This is a genomic window from Marinobacter alkaliphilus (assembly GCF_055394375.1).
On record NZ_AP043751.1, the window covers coordinates 500802 to 517907 of the forward strand.

Below are 17106 nucleotides of genomic sequence, written 5' to 3' on the forward strand. Positions count from 1 at the left end.
CCTGATAAGCCGTACGGGAAGGTTGGGCAGCATGACGCATAGGCGCTGCCAAACGAAGAAGTCCAAATTGGTAGCTCGGGCTTCGGTTCAGCAGTATCCATCACAGATTGGACTGCTGCTTCCTGTCAACTTGCGGCAAGCAAGGGTAAAGAGTGCGATGGGCAGCCTCCTCAGCATGCTGGAGTCCAGATAGGTAAACCGGGGAAGGTCAATATTGGATGCCAAGGGGGCATGACCCCGATGCCAAGTTGACTGGCGGAGCTCCCGTAGTAGTCCGCGATGGGGAAAGCCCATTACATGGCGAAGGGGAGCAGTTTAAACGTGTTTGCCAAGCAAACTACCTGACCAAACAAGGTGAAGACCTTTGATAATCAGCGAAATGCAACGCAAGCTAGCGACCTGGACAACAACCGACCCCACCCGCCGGGTGGACAGGTTGTTGCGCCTGATAGCACAGCCTGACTGGCTCGCAGAAGCGGCTCGGGTCACTCTGTCTTCCAAAGGGGCAAACACGCCCGGGATAGACGGAGAGATCAAGCTGACTGTGCAGGACAGGCTGCCGGCTATTCTTCAACAGATCAGGAGTGATTTACTCTCCGATGTTTACCAGCCGTTACAGGCCCGAAGGGTGTATATCCCAAAGGCCAACGGCAAGCAACGACCACTGGGTATCCCGACCCTACGCGACCGCATCGTTCAACGGGCCATGTTAATGGCGATGGAGCCCATGTGGGAGAGCGACTTCCATACGCTCTCCTACGGGTTCCGACCGGAGCGGAGCGTTCATCACGCGATCCGTACAGTGAAACTGCAACTGACGGACAATAAGGAAACGCGCGGACGCTGGGTCATTGAAGGGGATCTGTCCAGCTACTTTGATACCGTGCATCACCGGCTTCTGATGAAAGCTGTACGTCGCAGAATCAGGGACCGACGGTTCCTGAACCTTCTCTGGCGATTCATAAAAGCCGGTCATATTGATGCAGGTCTTTTCCGGGCAGCAAGTGAGGGCGTACCTCAGGGCGGTGTTATATCGCCACTGCTATCGAATATCATGTTGCATGAGTTCGATCAGTACCTGAATAGGCGCTACCTCGGCAAAAAGGCCCGAAAGGATCGATGGTACTGGAACCACAGTATCCGAATCGGTCGAAGCTCAGCCATCCGAGAGAACCGACAATGGAAGCCAGCCGTCGCCTACTGCCGCTATGCCGATGACTTTGTGGTTATCGTCAAGGGCACCAAAGCCCAGGCAGAGGCGATTAGAGAAGAATGCCGGGAGATGCTGGAAGGAACTCTCAAGCTGACACTGAACATGGATAAGACCAAGATTACCCATGTGAATGACGGCTTCGTGTTCCTGGGGCATCGCATCATCCGCAAGCGGAGCCGCTATGGCGACATGCGGGTGGTGACGACAATCCCCCGGGATAAGGCACGTAACTTTGCAGCATCTTTAACCGCCAAGCTGTCAGGCAATTATAGTGAAAGCAAAATCGACATGGTCGAATCCATCAACCGAAAGCTGAAAGGCTGGGCGGCGTTCTACCAGTTCGTCGATTACAAAGCGAAAGTCTTCAGCTACATCGATGGTGTCGTGTTCTGGAAACTGGCCCATTGGCTGGGCCGCAAATATCGCTCCCGGCTCAAACCGCTGATGCGTCATTGGTTCAAAGCCCCGGCTTCAGGTCAAAGTAAGACTTGGGTGCTGTATGGCAAAACCAATCAGGGGCTATTTAGTGGCGCCATCCTGTACCGACTCGTCGGTCACGGGAAAAAGCGATTCCGTTGGCGTCTTCCAGAGGGTAATCCCTACCTGAGGACAGAGTCCAGAAACACGTGGACCTCTCGCTTTCCCGAAGTTGCTATGGCCTTCGCCAGCGTTTAAGCGGAGAGCCGGATGCGCTGAAAGGTGCACGTCCGGTTCGGAAAGGAGAGGCAGGGAGATAGTTCGACTACGCCCTGCCTCTTACTCTACGCCCCTCAGCGGTACGTGGCCAGCATTGGTATCTGTACCTGATCATGGACATCTACAGTCGCAAGATCGTTGCCTGGGAAATCCATGAGGCGGAGTCGGGCGAGCTGGCCCGGAAACTGGTTGAACGTGCCCTGTTACGAGAAGGCTGCTGGCATAATCCGCCGGTCCTGCACTCTGACAACGGAGCGCCGATGACCTCTTATATGCTCAAAGCCCGGCTGGCTGAGCTGGGCATGTTGATGTCTCACAGCCGACCGAGAGTCAGCAACGATAATCCTTACTCGGAATCGTTGTTCCGGACCGTCAAATACTGCCCGGAATGGCCGTCAAAAGGCTTTAAATCGCTCACGTCGGTGCGTGAATGGATGTTGGCGTTCGAGTACGCCTACAACGAACAGCACCTACACAGCGGCATCCGGTTCGTGACACCGGCGGACCGACATCGTGGCGTTGACCACGAGCGCCTGACGCACCGGAAACTGGTTTATGAAAGAGCAAAACGCCAGAATCCACGGCGCTGGTCTGGCAATACCCGGAACTGGGAAGTCACCGGACCGGTCTCGCTCAACCCTGGCAAATTGCAGGAAATTGAGCGTAATAAATTGGCCGCTTAAACGCGGTCATTTGGACAACTGGGTTGAAAATCGCCGTGAGGCCCACCTGGAGCGGTTGCTGTTCCCGCCGCCACCGGACCTGCCAGCACAGGCCAGAGGTATACCCGACTGGCAACACATCCGTGACGAACTCACGGGCAAGAACGTCACCCTGTTCCTGCTCTGGCAGGAGTACCGGCAAGCCAACCCGGACGGTTATCAGTACAGCTGGTTCTGCGAGCACTACCGGGCCTGGCGGGGCAAGCTGGACCTGGTGATGCGCCAGGACCATCGGGCCGGTGAGAAGCTATTCGTGGACTATGCCGGCCAGACCGTGCCCGTCATTGACCGCACCACCGGAGAGATCCACGAGGCACAAGTCTTTGTCGCGGTGATGGGTGCATCCAATTACACCTACGCCGAAGCCACCTGGAGCCAGACATTGCCGGACTGGGTCGGCTCCCACATCCGGACCTTCGAGTTCCTGGGCGGAGTGCCGGAACTGGTGGTTCCGGACAACCTCCGCTCCGGCGTCAGCAAGGCCCATCGCTACGAGCCGGATCTCAACCCAACCTATCAGGACATGGCCACCCATTATGGCGTGGCCGTTGTCCCGACAAGAGTTCGCAAGCCCCGTGATAAGGCTAAGGTAGAAGGCGGTGTATTGATCGTCGAGCGCTGGATCCTGGCGGCGTTGCGCCATCGCCAGCACTTCTCCCTGGGGCAACTCAACGCCACCATCCGTGAACTGCTGGAGCGGCTCAACAGCCGCCCCTTCCGCAAGTTGCCCGGCTGCCGGCGCGACCACTTCGAACAGCTGGATAAACCGGTTCTACAGCCGTTGCCGGCAGAACCGTATGTCTACGCAGAGTGGAAGAAGGCTCGGGTGCATATCGACTACCACGTAGCCATCGACGGTCACTATTACTCAGTGCCCTACACCCTGATCAAGAAAGAGGTGGAGGTTCGCATCACCAACAACACCATCGAATGCTTTTACCGGGGCAACCGGATCGCCAGCCACCGGCGCTCAGACCAGAAGGGACGGCACACCACCATCGCCGCGCACATGCCCGAATCCCATCGCCAGGCTGGCGAGTGGTCGCCGGAACGGCTCATCGCCTGGGCGGCCAAGACCGGACCGGCGACGGAGAAGCTTATCCGCACCGCTCTGGGTGCCCGCAAACACCCTCAGCAGGCGTACCGCTCCTGTCTGGGCATTCTCCGGTTGGGGCAGAGCTACGGCGAGTCGCGGCTGGAGGCCGCCTGCCAGCGAGCCCTGATGCTGGGAAGCTGCCGCTACAAGAGCATTGAATCCATCCTCAAACACCGTCTGGATCAGCAGCCTCTGGAAGAGCAACAGGAACTGGCCTTGCCCGATACCCACGACAACATCCGTGGCCCCGCCTACTACCACTGAAGGATCTCTGACATGCTGAAACATCCCACACTGGACAAGCTCCACGCCCTCAAACTGACCGGCATGGCCGCCGCCCTGGCGGATCAGTCGGCCACCCCCGACATCACCGATCTGAGCTTCGAGGAACGCCTCGGGCTGCTGGTCGACCGGGAAATGACCGAGCGAGATAACCGGCGCATGACCAGCCGGTTGCGCCGGGCTAAGCTGCGGCACAATGCCATCCTCGAAGACCTGGATTACCGCTATTCACGCGGCCTAGATAAAGGACTGGTCCAGTCGCTGGCCGGTTGCCAATGGGTGAAGGAACACCTGAATGTGCTCATCACCGGTCCCACCGGGGTCGGGAAAACCTGGCTGGCCTGTGCTCTGGCACATAAGGCCTGCCGGGAGGGTTACACCGCCCAGTACGTCCGCCTGACCCGACTGCTACGGGAGCTGACCATTGCCAAAGGCGATGGCCAATACTCAAAACTCCTGACGAATCTGGCCAAGGTCGACGTGCTGATCCTGGATGACTGGGGGCTGATGAAACTGAGCGCCGAGAATCGGCGAGACTTGCTGGAGGTGCTGGAAGACCGGCATGGCAGGCGCTCCACCATTGCCACTAGCCAATTACCCATCGAGGAATGGCATGGCGTAATCGGTGACGCCACTCTGGCAGACGCCATTCTGGATCGGCTCGTACACAACGCCTACAAGATCAACCTGCGGGGCGAATCCATGCGAAAACAACAGGCAAAGTTGACGGCCACCGAGACTTCGGAGTAAGAAGAGAAACCCCGCGTCGCTACGCTCCGATGGGTGGCAGCCTTGCTCCGGTCCGGGTGGCAGGCTTCACATGGAATGGGTGGCAACCTTCAGCGGTTTACGCATTTATGTACAAAACTCTGCGTCACCCTCGCCTTGATTAAATCTAGCTCCCACTCCAGTTCGGCTCGATTTACTCGTGGCACTTTCCCTAACTCCGAAACCTTACCGGCAGCCAAGTCCTCTCCATTCAGCGTCCGGCGCTGCACCACCTCCATCTCGGAGCCTCTTTCCCCGGCCTTTGGAGACACAACCTCAAATTGTATTCTCCGGCCTCTCCAGTAAATCTCTGAATCTGAACATCCCGCCCCACGGTGAATAGGTGAAAGACTCCTTTTCTCAAGGTAATGCCAGAAAAGTATCTCTGACCAGCTTTCCTCGAAATGTCCTTTCATCTGCATCTGGTTAACATAGGCTTGATCAACTTCAGCACTATTGCGGAAGGAGTTCCAGGCCTTATCGAATGTCTGTCGAAGACGTAAATCCCTTGGCTCCCCTTTCTGATACGCCTCCGATATTCGAACGAATACCGGGGACAGTGCAGTTCGCTCGACCCCAGACCTAAGAGAGTAAGGATCTACCTGTTCTTGTTTTCTAACCAAACAATTACCCCCCCTCTGTCAAGGTAGTTGGAACCCCACCCGATGTTAGACTCTCTAAATGAAGTGGGGCGAGACAGAGGTTTTTATGAAGTATTCACCGGAACGCCGAGAAGCCATTCTTCGCAAGTTACTGCCACCGAATAACCGGCCTGTGGCTGAAGTAGCGGAAGAAGAAGGCATTTCAGACGCTACTTTGTACAACTGGCGCAGCGAAGCCCGAAAGAATGGTCAACTGTTGCCAGATCACGGCTCAGACCCGGAAGGCTGGAGTTCGCGCGATAAATTCAACGCCGTGCTTGAGACCGCCGCGCTTAGTGAGTCCGAACTGGGCGAGTACTGCCGTAAACGTGGACTCTATCCCGAGCATATCCGTCGTTGGCGTCAGAGCTGTGAAGCCGCCAATGATCGCGATGAAAAGATTGAAAAACGCTCCCGTGAGGCGGTCAAGCACGAGAAAAAGCGCACCCGTCAACTGGAACGTGAGCTGAAACGCAAGGAAGCCGCACTGGCGGAAACAGCCGCCCTGCTGACTCTGCGAAAAAAGGCCCAGGCGATCTGGGGGGACGAGGACGACTGACCAGTGCCCTGGATCGCCAGTATGCTGTGCAGCTGGTCGATGAAACGCGTACCGATGGGGCGCGCCTAAAAAGCGCCTGTGCCGAACTGGGTATTGGCACCAACACTTACCGCCGCTGGAAAGCCGGTGGTGAAGATGGTCGGCCCAACGCCCCGAAGCACACCCCCTCTCACACACTGACCGCCATGGAGAAAGCGATGATTCTGGCCGTTTGTCACCAGTCCGATTATGCCAGCCTGCCGCCGTCTCAGGTCGTGCCGCTGCTGATGGACGACTATGGGTGGTACATCGCCTCGGAATCCTCGTTCTACCGCGTTCTGAGCGAACATAACGAGAACCACCGCCGGGGTGCCCGCCACTCCGGGCGAGTCGGCCCACCACGCCGTCATGAGGCCAGCCGACCGAACCAGGTCTGGTGCTGGGATGTGACCTACTTGAAGTCGACGGTTCGGGGTCGGTTCTTTTATCTGTACTTCATGCTCGATGTCTACAGCCGCAAGATCGTTGGCGCTGAAGTATTCGATGCGGAAAACGCCGTCAACAGCGAAACCGTGTTGCGCAAAGCACTGTTACGCGAGGGCTGCGTGAACAATCCACCGGTGGTGCATTCTGACAACGGCAGCCCCATGAAAGGCGGCACGCTACCGGCCACGTTCGAGAAGCTGGGTGTCACGCCCTCCTACAGTCGACCGCGTGTGTCCAATGACAATGCCTATATCGAGTCACTGTTCGGCACCACCAAGCAGCGCCCGGAATACCCGCATGAGGGCTTTGAGAACCTTGAACTGAGCCGTGACTGGGTGAGCACGTTCATCCGCTGGTACAACAACGAGCATCGCCATAGCGCGATCCGTTATGTGACACCGGCTGACCGTCACGCCGGAAAGGATGCAGACATCCTGGCAAGTCGAAAAATGACCTTGCTCAGGGCCAAGGAAAAGAACCCTGGTCGCTGGTCCACCGGTATCCGCAACTGCGAACCGGTGGGAGCCGTGTGGCTAAACCCGCTACCCGAGGAACAAACTGTTAAAGAGCAATGCGTGGCTTATTAGAGCCAAAATGAATCAGGTTCCAACTACCTTGACAGACGACGTACCTTACCAACTGGAAGTTGTTATACATGGACACCAAATTAAACCTGTTGACCCTCTGAAAATTCGGCTCTTAGCTCTTTAATTTTACGAAACTGTTTGGGATCCCGAACGTCCTCTTGAATCATGTCGAGTAAAAGATTCTCAGCTAACTTCACATTCTTCGGAATCATTTGTTTTGCAATAGGATCCCATAAAATGTGATGCCAATCTTCATGCAATAAGTCTAAATTCGACTCCAAAAGCGCTCCTATCGAATATATGATTGAATGACCTTTTTGGGTTAGAAACTGTGTGGCGCGGGCAAATGCTCGCTGACCAACGGGCCTGAAAAGCAGATTATTAACCGCTTCGTTACGATAGGTATAAGGGAGAGCACCACGATCTATAAAAACTTCTTTAAGCTCATCGCTCATCTCGAAAAGATTAGAAAAATAATCACAACAGAACTGATAGTGTTCGTTCAACTCTCGCTCGGTCGGCCTAGCATTTTCGAAAATTCTTTTTCCCTCTGCTTCATGTAGGTCTTTGACCAACTCATAAAGGCCAACGATACTGGTAAACGCCCTAGACTCTCTCTTATTTAACGCCGAATTCGAAGAGAAAGACACAAGATCATCACTATCTGAAAAAAGGCTAAACTCGTCCACAAGTTTTCTAGTTACTATCGCGAAGCCATTGTCTTCATCAAGAGCAATTGTTGCCGCTGTGGACACTGCCTTTGCTTTCTTATTAACTGTGGTGAACAGCCTACGAGTTCTCAGTTTTCCCTGCTCGGAGGACTCGTCATGCCCAACGAAAATTGCACAGATGTTCTCGATTTCTAGGTCTTCGCGATTCTCGGCCTCCTCAAGCGCTTTTTTGATGCCGGCGACACGATGCTGACCATCTATTGCAAATAACTTCTCTTCACCGCTAAAAGATAGAACTCCTATCTTCCCACTCAAATCTTCTTTCTGTTCTTCGGTAGCCTGTATATCCGGTGTATTGTAGTTAACTTCTATAGGAGCCCAGTTCGGGTCTCCATCATAAACACCAACAATAACAGCACCTAGAAACCTCTGATCATTACTTGATATGTAATCAGCTATCTCTCCTGCGTGCTTTTCGATCGCCTCCCGCTGAATCCATTCTGATAGTTTTTTGCTCTTATGGATCTCATCAGGGGCCTTGATAAGGCTTGCAACATTATTAAAAGATAATGAGCAAACGTAATAAATCCAGTCACCCACTCTAGACTTTAAGGCTGGCAATAAAATTCTGTCACTCATCAAAATGCCCTCTGAGCAGCGTTTATCTCACCACCAAATGTTGAATTGAAGGGAGGAATTAATGCTTGAATCATTGTATCTTCAACATTCTCAGCTTCTGCAACTGATTCTGTAACAGTGAAATAGTATTTCAAATGGCCATCCCAAAGATTGATCATTTTGTTAACTTTTTGCCGCCGCGTACGGCGCGGTGAAAGATTTAGCTCATTGATATATGCCCGGATACGTTCACGTAACCTTTTGGCTTTTCCAACATAAAAAACTGTACTAGCAGGTGACAGACCAAATAAGTTTGGTTCCACCACAAACACATATACTCCGGGCTCGTCGGGAAGCGCCCTAAGATCGTCAGGAGGAAAATCTATAACTGACCACTCACAGTTAATCTCGCGACCAAAATCCCAAGCACGAGGAAAGCAAGTTACCCTAACCTCATGCTTTTTAAGCAGAGTTGAGAACTCACCATTATCCCATTCTTCGTCAGTAAAAATATTTGCCATTGAGATTGTTCTTAAAAATACAGGTCTTTTTAGAAATCTGCCCTTAAAAGCGCCCAACTTCTACTAAATTTACAACCGCAGCTACTCCAATTGCCAAAATGCCAGATCTCTGATTTTATTTACATTCTTCTTCCCGTCTACGCAGAGACTATAGTGCTTATCAAGCTTTCTAATCTGCGCCATAAAATACTCCTCGTCTTGCTTACTCTGCGTATTAAATATGGCCTTGATCTCCTGAGATTTGATAGTAGTCACCTGATGAATAACCCAGGATAAAATCAAGGTGGAGTAGTCGTTATCGCCGGTTTTGAAATGTGTAAGTTCCTGGGTCGACAAAATAGTGCCAACGCCAAATTCACGACCTTCTTTCATTATTTTTCTTAAACTCGGGAAGTCTTGAGACATAAAATTGTCCGCTTCATCGACCAGGATCATTTTAGAGATCTGTCGAAAATCCCCTTCGAGTTTTGAGCTACCTTGCTGGTGCATCTGTGTATAAAAAAGATCTAACGTCAGTGCGACGACGAGGTTCTGAATAGTGCGATCGTACCCAGAAAGGTTGATGACCGTGACACCATCTACCAAGTCATAGAGTGACTGAGTCTTGCTCGTGTCCGGCTCAAAGATTTCGTAGGCGGATAGTACTTCGAGAGCTGCGTATAAGGAGTCGTGCTCTATCTTCTCCTGCTCCTGAAATGCTGCCCAGACATCTTCCAGAGTTGGAGCGGGCCGACTCCAAGTGCTTTCATCATTCGAATAAATACCAGCAGCTTCATAGGCGTCCCGGATCACCGTTCGCAATTTGCTTTGCTGCTTTACGCCAAGGTTATAAGACTTTGTCATCGACGAAATGAACTGACCAGCAACATGCACCGGTAGCTTCTTCTTGTCTCCAAACAAGGCAAACGGGTTGAAAGGCAAGCAGTCAAGTTCGAAAACCTTGGCATTAGTCGCCTGTACAAAATCGTCTTTAACGTAGTCAGCCTTGTAGTCGAAGATCAGTATCCCTATTGGGGCTCCGTCAACGTTATGATTCTGATTCCGAACAAGCTGAGTAATCAGTGACTTAGTGAATTGGGTCTTCCCTGTGCCCATCGTGCCAATAATTCCGGTATTCGTATTGAAGAGCTTTTCGGTATTCGTAGGCTCCCAATAGACTACCTCACCGCTTTGAACATCCTTGCCAAACTCTACCCTGAGCGGCTCGGCAGGTGCCACAGGTTCGGAATCGCCCACTTTCTCTTCAGAAGTATCATCAGCCGCAGCGGGGAAGACACCGCTATCATGTTTTGAAAATGGGTACACGACCGTTTCCGCCTTAGTGGGGGTAGGCTTCTTAGCTTCATCCTTTTTCGTGCCTGCAAGTTGTTGCTCAGTGAAAGGCTGCAGAAAATACTCTTTGGGCACATGAAGGAGTGATGAGTTGTCGATTTTCGCTCTAAGGTCTTGGTAAGGGGTCCTTACTAGCTCATCCAGTAACCCCATCGGTATTTCAGCCTGAAGAACTTCTTCAGCTATCTCATACTTCTCTTCAAAACAGGACTCATTGTTGATGTGAGCTACTACCATTGCACCGGGATAATTCGGGAGCTGACCGATCCCATACAGGCCTTCTAACCACTCTTCGCGATGGTTTAAGAAATCCTCGAAATGGTTATCCTCGAAAACTCGATACAACTGATACTTCTCGATTTGCAGAAGCACTTGGCGAATGAATAGCCCGCGATAGAGACGCGACGCAAGCGTGTCCGGTCCCAAGAGGTCTTCTTCCATGTATCGTTTCAACTCAACCGCCTGCTCTCTCGCCTTGGAGAAATCAGGGCGGCCCCCAGCTTTTACCTCCACAGGTAGGAGGTAGAGTTGTCCTTCCTTAAAACCTGCGAACAAGATATCGTCAGAGATTGCACCTTTTTTGATCTTGCGATTGTGGCGCGAGAAATCACTATCGGTCATCGCAAGTCCAATATTGCCGGCCACTCTGATCATTTCAGCGACAGAGATAGGAATCCAGGTGATATCTGACTGGGCCAAAAGGGTACTAACGATTTTATAGGCGCCGATAATGCCTTCTTTCGCAATCTTTTCTTTCGAGTGGTCGGTAATCAGTCTGAGCAGCCATTCACCATTGAACGCATTGAACTCTCGAATCAATTCATTGCCAGCATTGCCCAAGACGTTCTTATAAAGGTCAACTTGCTTGGTGACGGTGATCGCGTCATAACCCGACGAACTGGTGTATTGGTCGGAGTAGTGAATCAGAATCACGCCTTCGGTGGCTTCAAAGAACTTCAGCGTGACCTTTGGATCTATGATGGTCGTCCACACTGAACTATCGTATGAGCGCTCCAGCAAGGACATAAACTCCTGACTCACTGCGAGGCTCGTGGCCGAATGATCATGATAGACATCGTTCTTGGACTGAGAGGGGCGCCAAAGCGTTCCTATTAACTTAGCCAGCTTCAAGTGCGGTAAAGAGCCGTAATCGACACCTTTCAGGCCAAAAGCCGTGAAGTATCGGTCACCCTCGCTCCTCGAAGACTCACCTGACAACAGTCCAGCGCAGGCAACACCCGAAACGTGCTCATCAATATTGTTGTCCACAGCTTCCACTTTCTGATCATTTTTGAAGAATGTCAGATGAGCATAAGCTTGCTTTTCCACTTGGTTGTGCTGAAACTTGCTGAACGTTAGCCTGGTTCGTAGTAAATCGATTACCGCATCGGCATTGCGACGTGCGGCCCCCTTATCGAGCCCGTACCGTTCCTTAATTTCGTCATACATCCCCATCTCAGCGAAAACATCAAACTCAGTCTCGACCAACTTCTCGTCATAGAGATTGACGTGTATGTGACGACCGCCGAGCAAGTTCGCCTGATAGTAGGACACCAGCCCTCTGAATAACTCTGAGTTTTCTGCGTTGTTGACAGAGTTTATTAACAGAGGGGCGTCATCGACCTGGCGGAATAGCTGCTCAAATGTAGACGTGAACTCCTCGATTTTGTGCTTTACAAGATTTATCACAAAATCAAAGCTTGTATCCTGATGTGGCACTATCTCCAACCAGAGGGGGTTCTCTAGCACAGCCTGTGTATAGCTGTAACGATTGTCTCTGTCGAAAAGGTGAGGGAGTAATCCCCGTGCGTTTAATCGTCCTTTCGTAACGTCTGGTAATTCGCGAAAGCTACGCGCTTCACCATCTTCGACGATTTCTTCAACCAAACTCAGATAGTAGGCCATAACCAGCGGATGGAACGGAGTAAAAAATCGACGCTCCTCCACTGTTGCCAGCCCAATGCGAATCACCAGCCGTTCAGAGCTATCGAGCGGCTTCCCCTTCTTAATTTTGTCCAAATACTCAACGCAAGCAAGAACATACTCTTTACCTAGGGCAACAAGTTCAGGCCCCCAGCTAGCCAGCGAGGGCAACGTCTTACGCTCTTGAAAGTAAGAAACAAGGGCGGCATAGGCTTGATATATTCTGTCGTCGGCGAGCGAAAGGTTTGAAAGTGGAATTCCTTTGCGTCGATCATTGTCCCATTCGATGCACTCTTCATTAACGAAGGCTGACTCTGCCTGGAGCAAGGCTTTTCGGAAGAATACTGGCTCCGATTCTTGGCTATCGAAGACGACGGTCTCTTTCCCTGGCCGATACACACCATTGAAGTCATCGTCTTTAAAAAGCCTAGCAAACCGACTTGGATCAAAAATTACTGGTAGCCGGAGTGCTTCTTTGCTCGGTTCCCCTTCAACGAGTACAAAGAGAGACCTGCCCCCATTCGTCAGGGTGAAATTAACTTCGTCAGACTCATCGTAGAGCTGCTCGAAATCGATCTTTCCCACTGAATTTACGTCAATTGTTTCACCGCTGTCGGATAACACGGTCTCGGCGATGACGTCAGGATTAACGTCAAGGCAATGTTGGTCTGCCTGGAGTACGAGTGCTCTTCTCTTTCTATCGATGAGAAAGCGATTCTCAAAGGCAGAAAGATAAAAGCTCCCCTGTTGCACTACCAGGCAATGAAAGCTGTATTTTTCGTTCGAAGAATCTCGATTGAGTCTCAGACTAAAAAACTCTGGTTCACCACTACATGGTCCGGAGATAGTGAAGGTCGACTTGTCGCCTCTAAAAGAGAAATCAATGTCAATGACGTCAGACATAGCTCTTGGCGTAACCAAAAGCTCCTTTTTTTCTAATCGCTGACCAACGAACTTGATCTTGAAGCTGAACAGGTCCTGACCACTCGGAACCTCAATAATCAGATGCTTATCTCGCCTACCCGCCGAGGTGTCTTTCTTATCTCTTACGTCGATTTCGCAGCCATTAACCTCGATTCCCTCATAATCGAGAGTCAGCTTTTTCTGAAGCTCCTCTTCGTCTCGAAACTCTTGGTAGTTGAGCTCGGTCCAGGGAACTTCGGCTCCTTCTCCAAAATGTTCTTGTATAAATTTTGATCCAAACTTTGTCAGCTTGTCTTCCAAGTCATTCGGGAAATGCTCAACGGCAAACTCAATCTCTTCCCTTAGCTGGCGATTCGACTCCAGTCGGCGCGCTACCTGCTTCTCGTTCGAATTGCTTAACACCTGAGGATCGTTGAACAGCCCTAGCTCTTGGAATCGCAGGTCTCCGTCTAGCAATGCATCATGGAGGTGTCGAAATCCGAATACACTGGAGCCTTCTTCCGTGATTATCCGGGCTTGGTGCTCTAAGAGACACCGGGAAGCAACTTGATTCTGAAGCCCACCAGATATCATGAGATCCAGCTCATTTTTTGTTTGATTAGGCGACCAAACACCGTCGCCTTGGGCCAGGTCGAACGCACTATTAATCAAAGTATCAAGAAGGCTGTTATGTACGATTAGCAAAGCGCACCCCTCGAAAGGGGGCATCTCAGCTGCCACAGTATCCCGAAGGTTTGATATGTAGTTTTCCGTGTAGCAACCATTCTGAATATCAGGCTGCTCCAAATGCCCGGTAACCAACAAACGCACATCATTAATCTGGAGATATGATAGTTCGTGCTCACCATAACGTAGTCGACCATCACACTGTTCTAACAACTCCGAAACAAGACGTATTGTGTTGTCTGGGTCTGGTGATTTGAACTGATACCGGGCGCCCGCTTCTATCCGGGACTGAAGCCAACCACGTAGATTACTTACCAAGAAGGCTTCAAAGTGTTTTTCGGACATAAACCGCATCTCCGCTATCGCTCATTCGCTCGACGTTACCAATTCGCTCCAAAAACCTGATGATCGCTTGCTCTGACTGTCTGTCGAACCAGACCCCACGTTTTCTAAACTCCTGAAGCAGCTCTTGGAACTGAATCTGCTTTCTGCTGCCGATAGCCAGGTTTGTGAGAAGGAGTAGATAATCTTGAGAAATTGTCAGCACTCTTCCTGAGCGCCCCCTCACCTGGACAAAGTGTGGTGCAATTTCATTCTCAAATGCGTTCACAAATTTATTGTTTACAGCGTGTTGGTTCGTACCTTTTGTCCCAAAAATTTCCTTGGCAGTTCTACTGAGTATCTCAATCAGTTCTTTCGTTGATTGAGGATATTCTTCAAGAGGTGGAAATTTTCTTTTTTCTCGATATTTTTCGCAGAACCTTATCAGCGATCTATTAACGCTATTACGCTGCAACGCATCCATCTCGTTTATATCTAAAAAAATCTTCCAAAGAGGAAATTTTATCGCTTTCTTATTCTTCGGTTGATTCAGATATTCAAGCATAGAAAGAACCGGGAATAGGTCGAAAGCTTTCGTCCTCAGGTGACGAAAAGCTTCTCTAACCTGATTCCGCTCTAAGCTAGCCTTCTCGGTATCAAGAATGAAGAAAAGTGGTTTACTAGCAGGCCGCTCCGTCCAACCATTGATGTTCAATGCCAACTGGGAGCTATATAAAAAGGTATAAAGGCTAAAAAATGCTCTAAGGTTGTCTAAGAAATATCCGGGATGTTCCAAAAGAAAGCCAAGATCCTGGGAAAAGAGTTCTGACATAAATGGTAAATAAGGCCTCTCAACGGGATCCTCATTACAATCAGTCAATTGCTGTTGGAACGCTTCAACAAGTTCTTGCTCTAAGAAATTCACTTCACTGCTGAGTTTCGGAAATCTTCGATTCGAGTCACGAATGAAGCCGATAAAAACTTGCGCAACGTGTTTATTAGTAGATGCCTCAGCCTGAGCTGCTTTGGCGATTAGAAATTCCGGCGAAACTTTAAACAAACCTGCCGCGTCATTATCGAAATACATCTTTTCAATAAGAGGGAAAATTTCTTGGTCCGTTAGCTTATACTGTAAGCGACCATAAACTGAGGACTTAAAACTCTCTAACGTTGAGCCTTTCTCAAGCCGCTTTTGAAACGCCACCGTCAAAATGTTTCCAGCTATTGCTTCAAAATCAAGGCCAGACGACTGAGACCGAAATGGCAGAAAATGATTAACGAAGTTTTTGTTCTGAATTTCTTGTTCATCCAGCGCAAACAAGTTATCGGAAATACTCACTCGACACCTCCGACAACGATCTCACTGTCTTCAATTTCATTCGTAAGATAAACGTGTTGTCTACCATCCGAAAGCATCAGCTTGTTTGAACGAATGACGACTTTTATTACGTCGTCGACGATCTCCTCCAAAATCACAATCGTATTCTTATCGTGCTTATTCGGCCTGTACCCATCATTTATTTTAGAAACCAGCTCAAGAAAACTAAGGTTTACATTAAACGTTTGAAGTGGTTCATCACCAACCTTAAGGCAAACCGGAAACTCGTGGATATTTGCCATCTCTTCATTTTCAATTCTTTTGAGGTCAGGCTTAATATCGGCAACTGCCGAAATAAAGATGCCGTTTCTGGAGCACAAAAATAAATGCTGTTTTGCAGTTAATGACGGATCCAACCTGTTTCCAAATCGAACCAGTGCATATACAAGCTCATCCTTATAGAAACTTCTCAGCTTTTGACGCTCCTCAGCACTTCCATCATAGCTTTTATGTAAACGCCAAATCTCAATGTATCTGTCGTAAAGCGGCTGTTCAAAATCCTTTTTGAAACGTTGATGAAAGTTATTTCCAATGGCGATATCTTGAAACAGGTAAAAAAATCGTAACCAACCAGCCGACTCAATGTCGACTATGCCTAGGGCTTCCTGCACTGAATTCTGGAACTCATCGAAAGCCTCTTCTCTGATACCTAGAGGATGCTGAATGAGGAACTGATCAATACTTCGAGACCTAATCGTACATGGGTCAAAATGACTGATAACGTCACTCAAGTCATTGTGACCAACCACAAATAGATTGTTGAAAAGCAAGCTGGGGCCGCAAATCAAATGGTGAACGAAATCGAGCAAAGCCCGCGCAGAAAGAAATTGATCAAACTTTAATCTAGCAGAAAGAAGCAAGTGGACTATTCGATCACGCACCTGCTCGTGTTTGAGTAACTCATAGTTCAGAGTCAGAGTGCTGGGCTTCGTTCGCACCGCATCCAGATATGCAAGATGTAGCGGATTTTTTTCATTGGAGGCAACTACGCGCGAAAACAATTCACTGATAAAGCTCGATCCGGTCTTTCCGTCCTCAATACTGAATTTCGGATACTGTTCAAAGTTAAGGAACTTGTATGAGACTGAAATTTCGTCCCCACTTTGGAGGTAGGATTCAATGGCACTCCTGATGTTTTCGTGGCGGGGATGTCCTTGAGATGCAAAGTTAAATAGCATCCCGACATTTATTCCAATGACCAGCGGCTTGTCCGACTCACGGTGCTCGTCAAAGAGCTGGTCTAACGCTTCAATTGCATCTTGATCGGGTTTAAACGCATGAGTAGCATCTAGGTGAAACCTGATTCTGTCTGAGTAGGTCTCGTAATAGCGTTTTAGAATTTCAGACTTTCCGTCACCGGAAGAGCCACACAAGAAGATGACACTTTCTGACGAAAGGTTCGAATTCAGAAGATCTCTGAAGTCTTTCTCAATCCTCGTTTCGACGTAGAGGTACTCTTTTAGTTCGTCTTGCTCTTTTTGTCCCGCCCCCAGCGTTGTAACCGCTTGAGCTGACGACCGAGCCAGGGTGTCAAGCAACCGTTTGAACTGCACGCTATGTCCTTAACCGTCCGGTGGTACCGCGAGTGATTATAATTTTTAGAAAAACGACCAAAGGTCATTGAGACTACCATAGCGAGATTTCACGAGGGAAGCTAGAACCTCACCCCCTGGAGGGGAGGTATAGAAAGGTGGGAAAAGTTAATAAACTCAACAATTAAACG

General features: G+C 50.0%; 8 protein-coding genes and 2 pseudogenes. 5 read left to right on the top strand and 5 right to left on the bottom strand.

Translation table 11 applies throughout. The features are described 5' to 3' along the window. Window positions 1-364: 364 nt before the first annotated feature. The 5 genes and pseudogenes from ltrA (at window position 365) to ACZ5Q2_RS02345 (ending at window position 7029) form a co-directional block, all read left to right on the top strand. Complete coding sequence (gene ltrA / locus ACZ5Q2_RS02325) at window positions 365-1888, top strand: group II intron reverse transcriptase/maturase (protein WP_099616115.1); 1524 nt, start codon at window positions 365-367, stop codon at window positions 1886-1888. A gap of 80 nt (window positions 1889-1968) precedes the next feature. Further along, window positions 1969-2592 (top strand): annotated as a pseudogene (locus tag ACZ5Q2_RS02330) (transposase); the annotation flags it as partial. Then, a complete protein-coding gene (gene istA / locus ACZ5Q2_RS02335; RefSeq protein ID WP_464597175.1) occupies window positions 2507-3991 on the top strand; it encodes an IS21 family transposase in 1485 nt (494 codons plus the stop codon). The pseudogene ACZ5Q2_RS02330 and the gene istA, both read left to right, overlap by 86 nt. A gap of 12 nt (window positions 3992-4003) precedes the next feature. Continuing rightward, the gene (gene istB / locus ACZ5Q2_RS02340; protein WP_061332066.1) at window positions 4004-4759 is read left to right on the top strand and encodes an IS21-like element ISSpu5 family helper ATPase IstB; all 756 of its coding nucleotides are present in this window, start codon (window positions 4004-4006) and stop codon (window positions 4757-4759) included. A 699-nt stretch (window positions 4760-5458) separates the two neighbouring features. Further along, window positions 5459-7029, top strand: a pseudogene (locus ACZ5Q2_RS02345) (IS3 family transposase). 80 nt (window positions 7030-7109) lie between these two features. Here the strand turns inward: ACZ5Q2_RS02345 and ACZ5Q2_RS02350 are convergent. From ACZ5Q2_RS02350 to dptF, 5 genes are all read right to left on the bottom strand, one after another. Continuing rightward, the gene (locus ACZ5Q2_RS02350) at window positions 7110-8339 is read right to left on the bottom strand and encodes a DGQHR domain-containing protein (protein ID WP_058091265.1); all 1230 of its coding nucleotides are present in this window, start codon (window positions 8337-8339) and stop codon (window positions 7110-7112) included. After that, entirely contained in the window at window positions 8339-8839 is a 501-nt protein-coding gene (locus ACZ5Q2_RS02355; RefSeq protein ID WP_058091264.1) for a nucleotide excision repair endonuclease, read from the bottom strand. The genes ACZ5Q2_RS02350 and ACZ5Q2_RS02355 overlap by 1 nt, the downstream gene beginning before the upstream one ends. Before the next feature lie 81 nt (window positions 8840-8920). Then, window positions 8921-14029 (bottom strand): DNA phosphorothioation-dependent restriction protein DptH, encoded by a 5109-nt coding sequence (gene dptH / locus ACZ5Q2_RS02360; RefSeq protein ID WP_058091263.1) that lies wholly within the window; start codon window positions 14027-14029, stop codon window positions 8921-8923. Next, window positions 14010-15344, bottom strand: coding sequence for a DNA phosphorothioation-dependent restriction protein DptG (dptG, locus tag ACZ5Q2_RS02365; protein ID WP_058091262.1), 1335 nt, complete (start codon window positions 15342-15344; stop codon window positions 14010-14012). The genes dptH and dptG overlap by 20 nt, the downstream gene beginning before the upstream one ends. Further along, window positions 15341-16936 (bottom strand): DNA phosphorothioation-dependent restriction protein DptF, encoded by a 1596-nt coding sequence (dptF, locus tag ACZ5Q2_RS02370; protein WP_058091261.1) that lies wholly within the window; start codon window positions 16934-16936, stop codon window positions 15341-15343. Before dptF ends, dptG begins: the two co-directional genes overlap by 4 nt. Window positions 16937-17106: the final 170 nt, after the last annotated feature.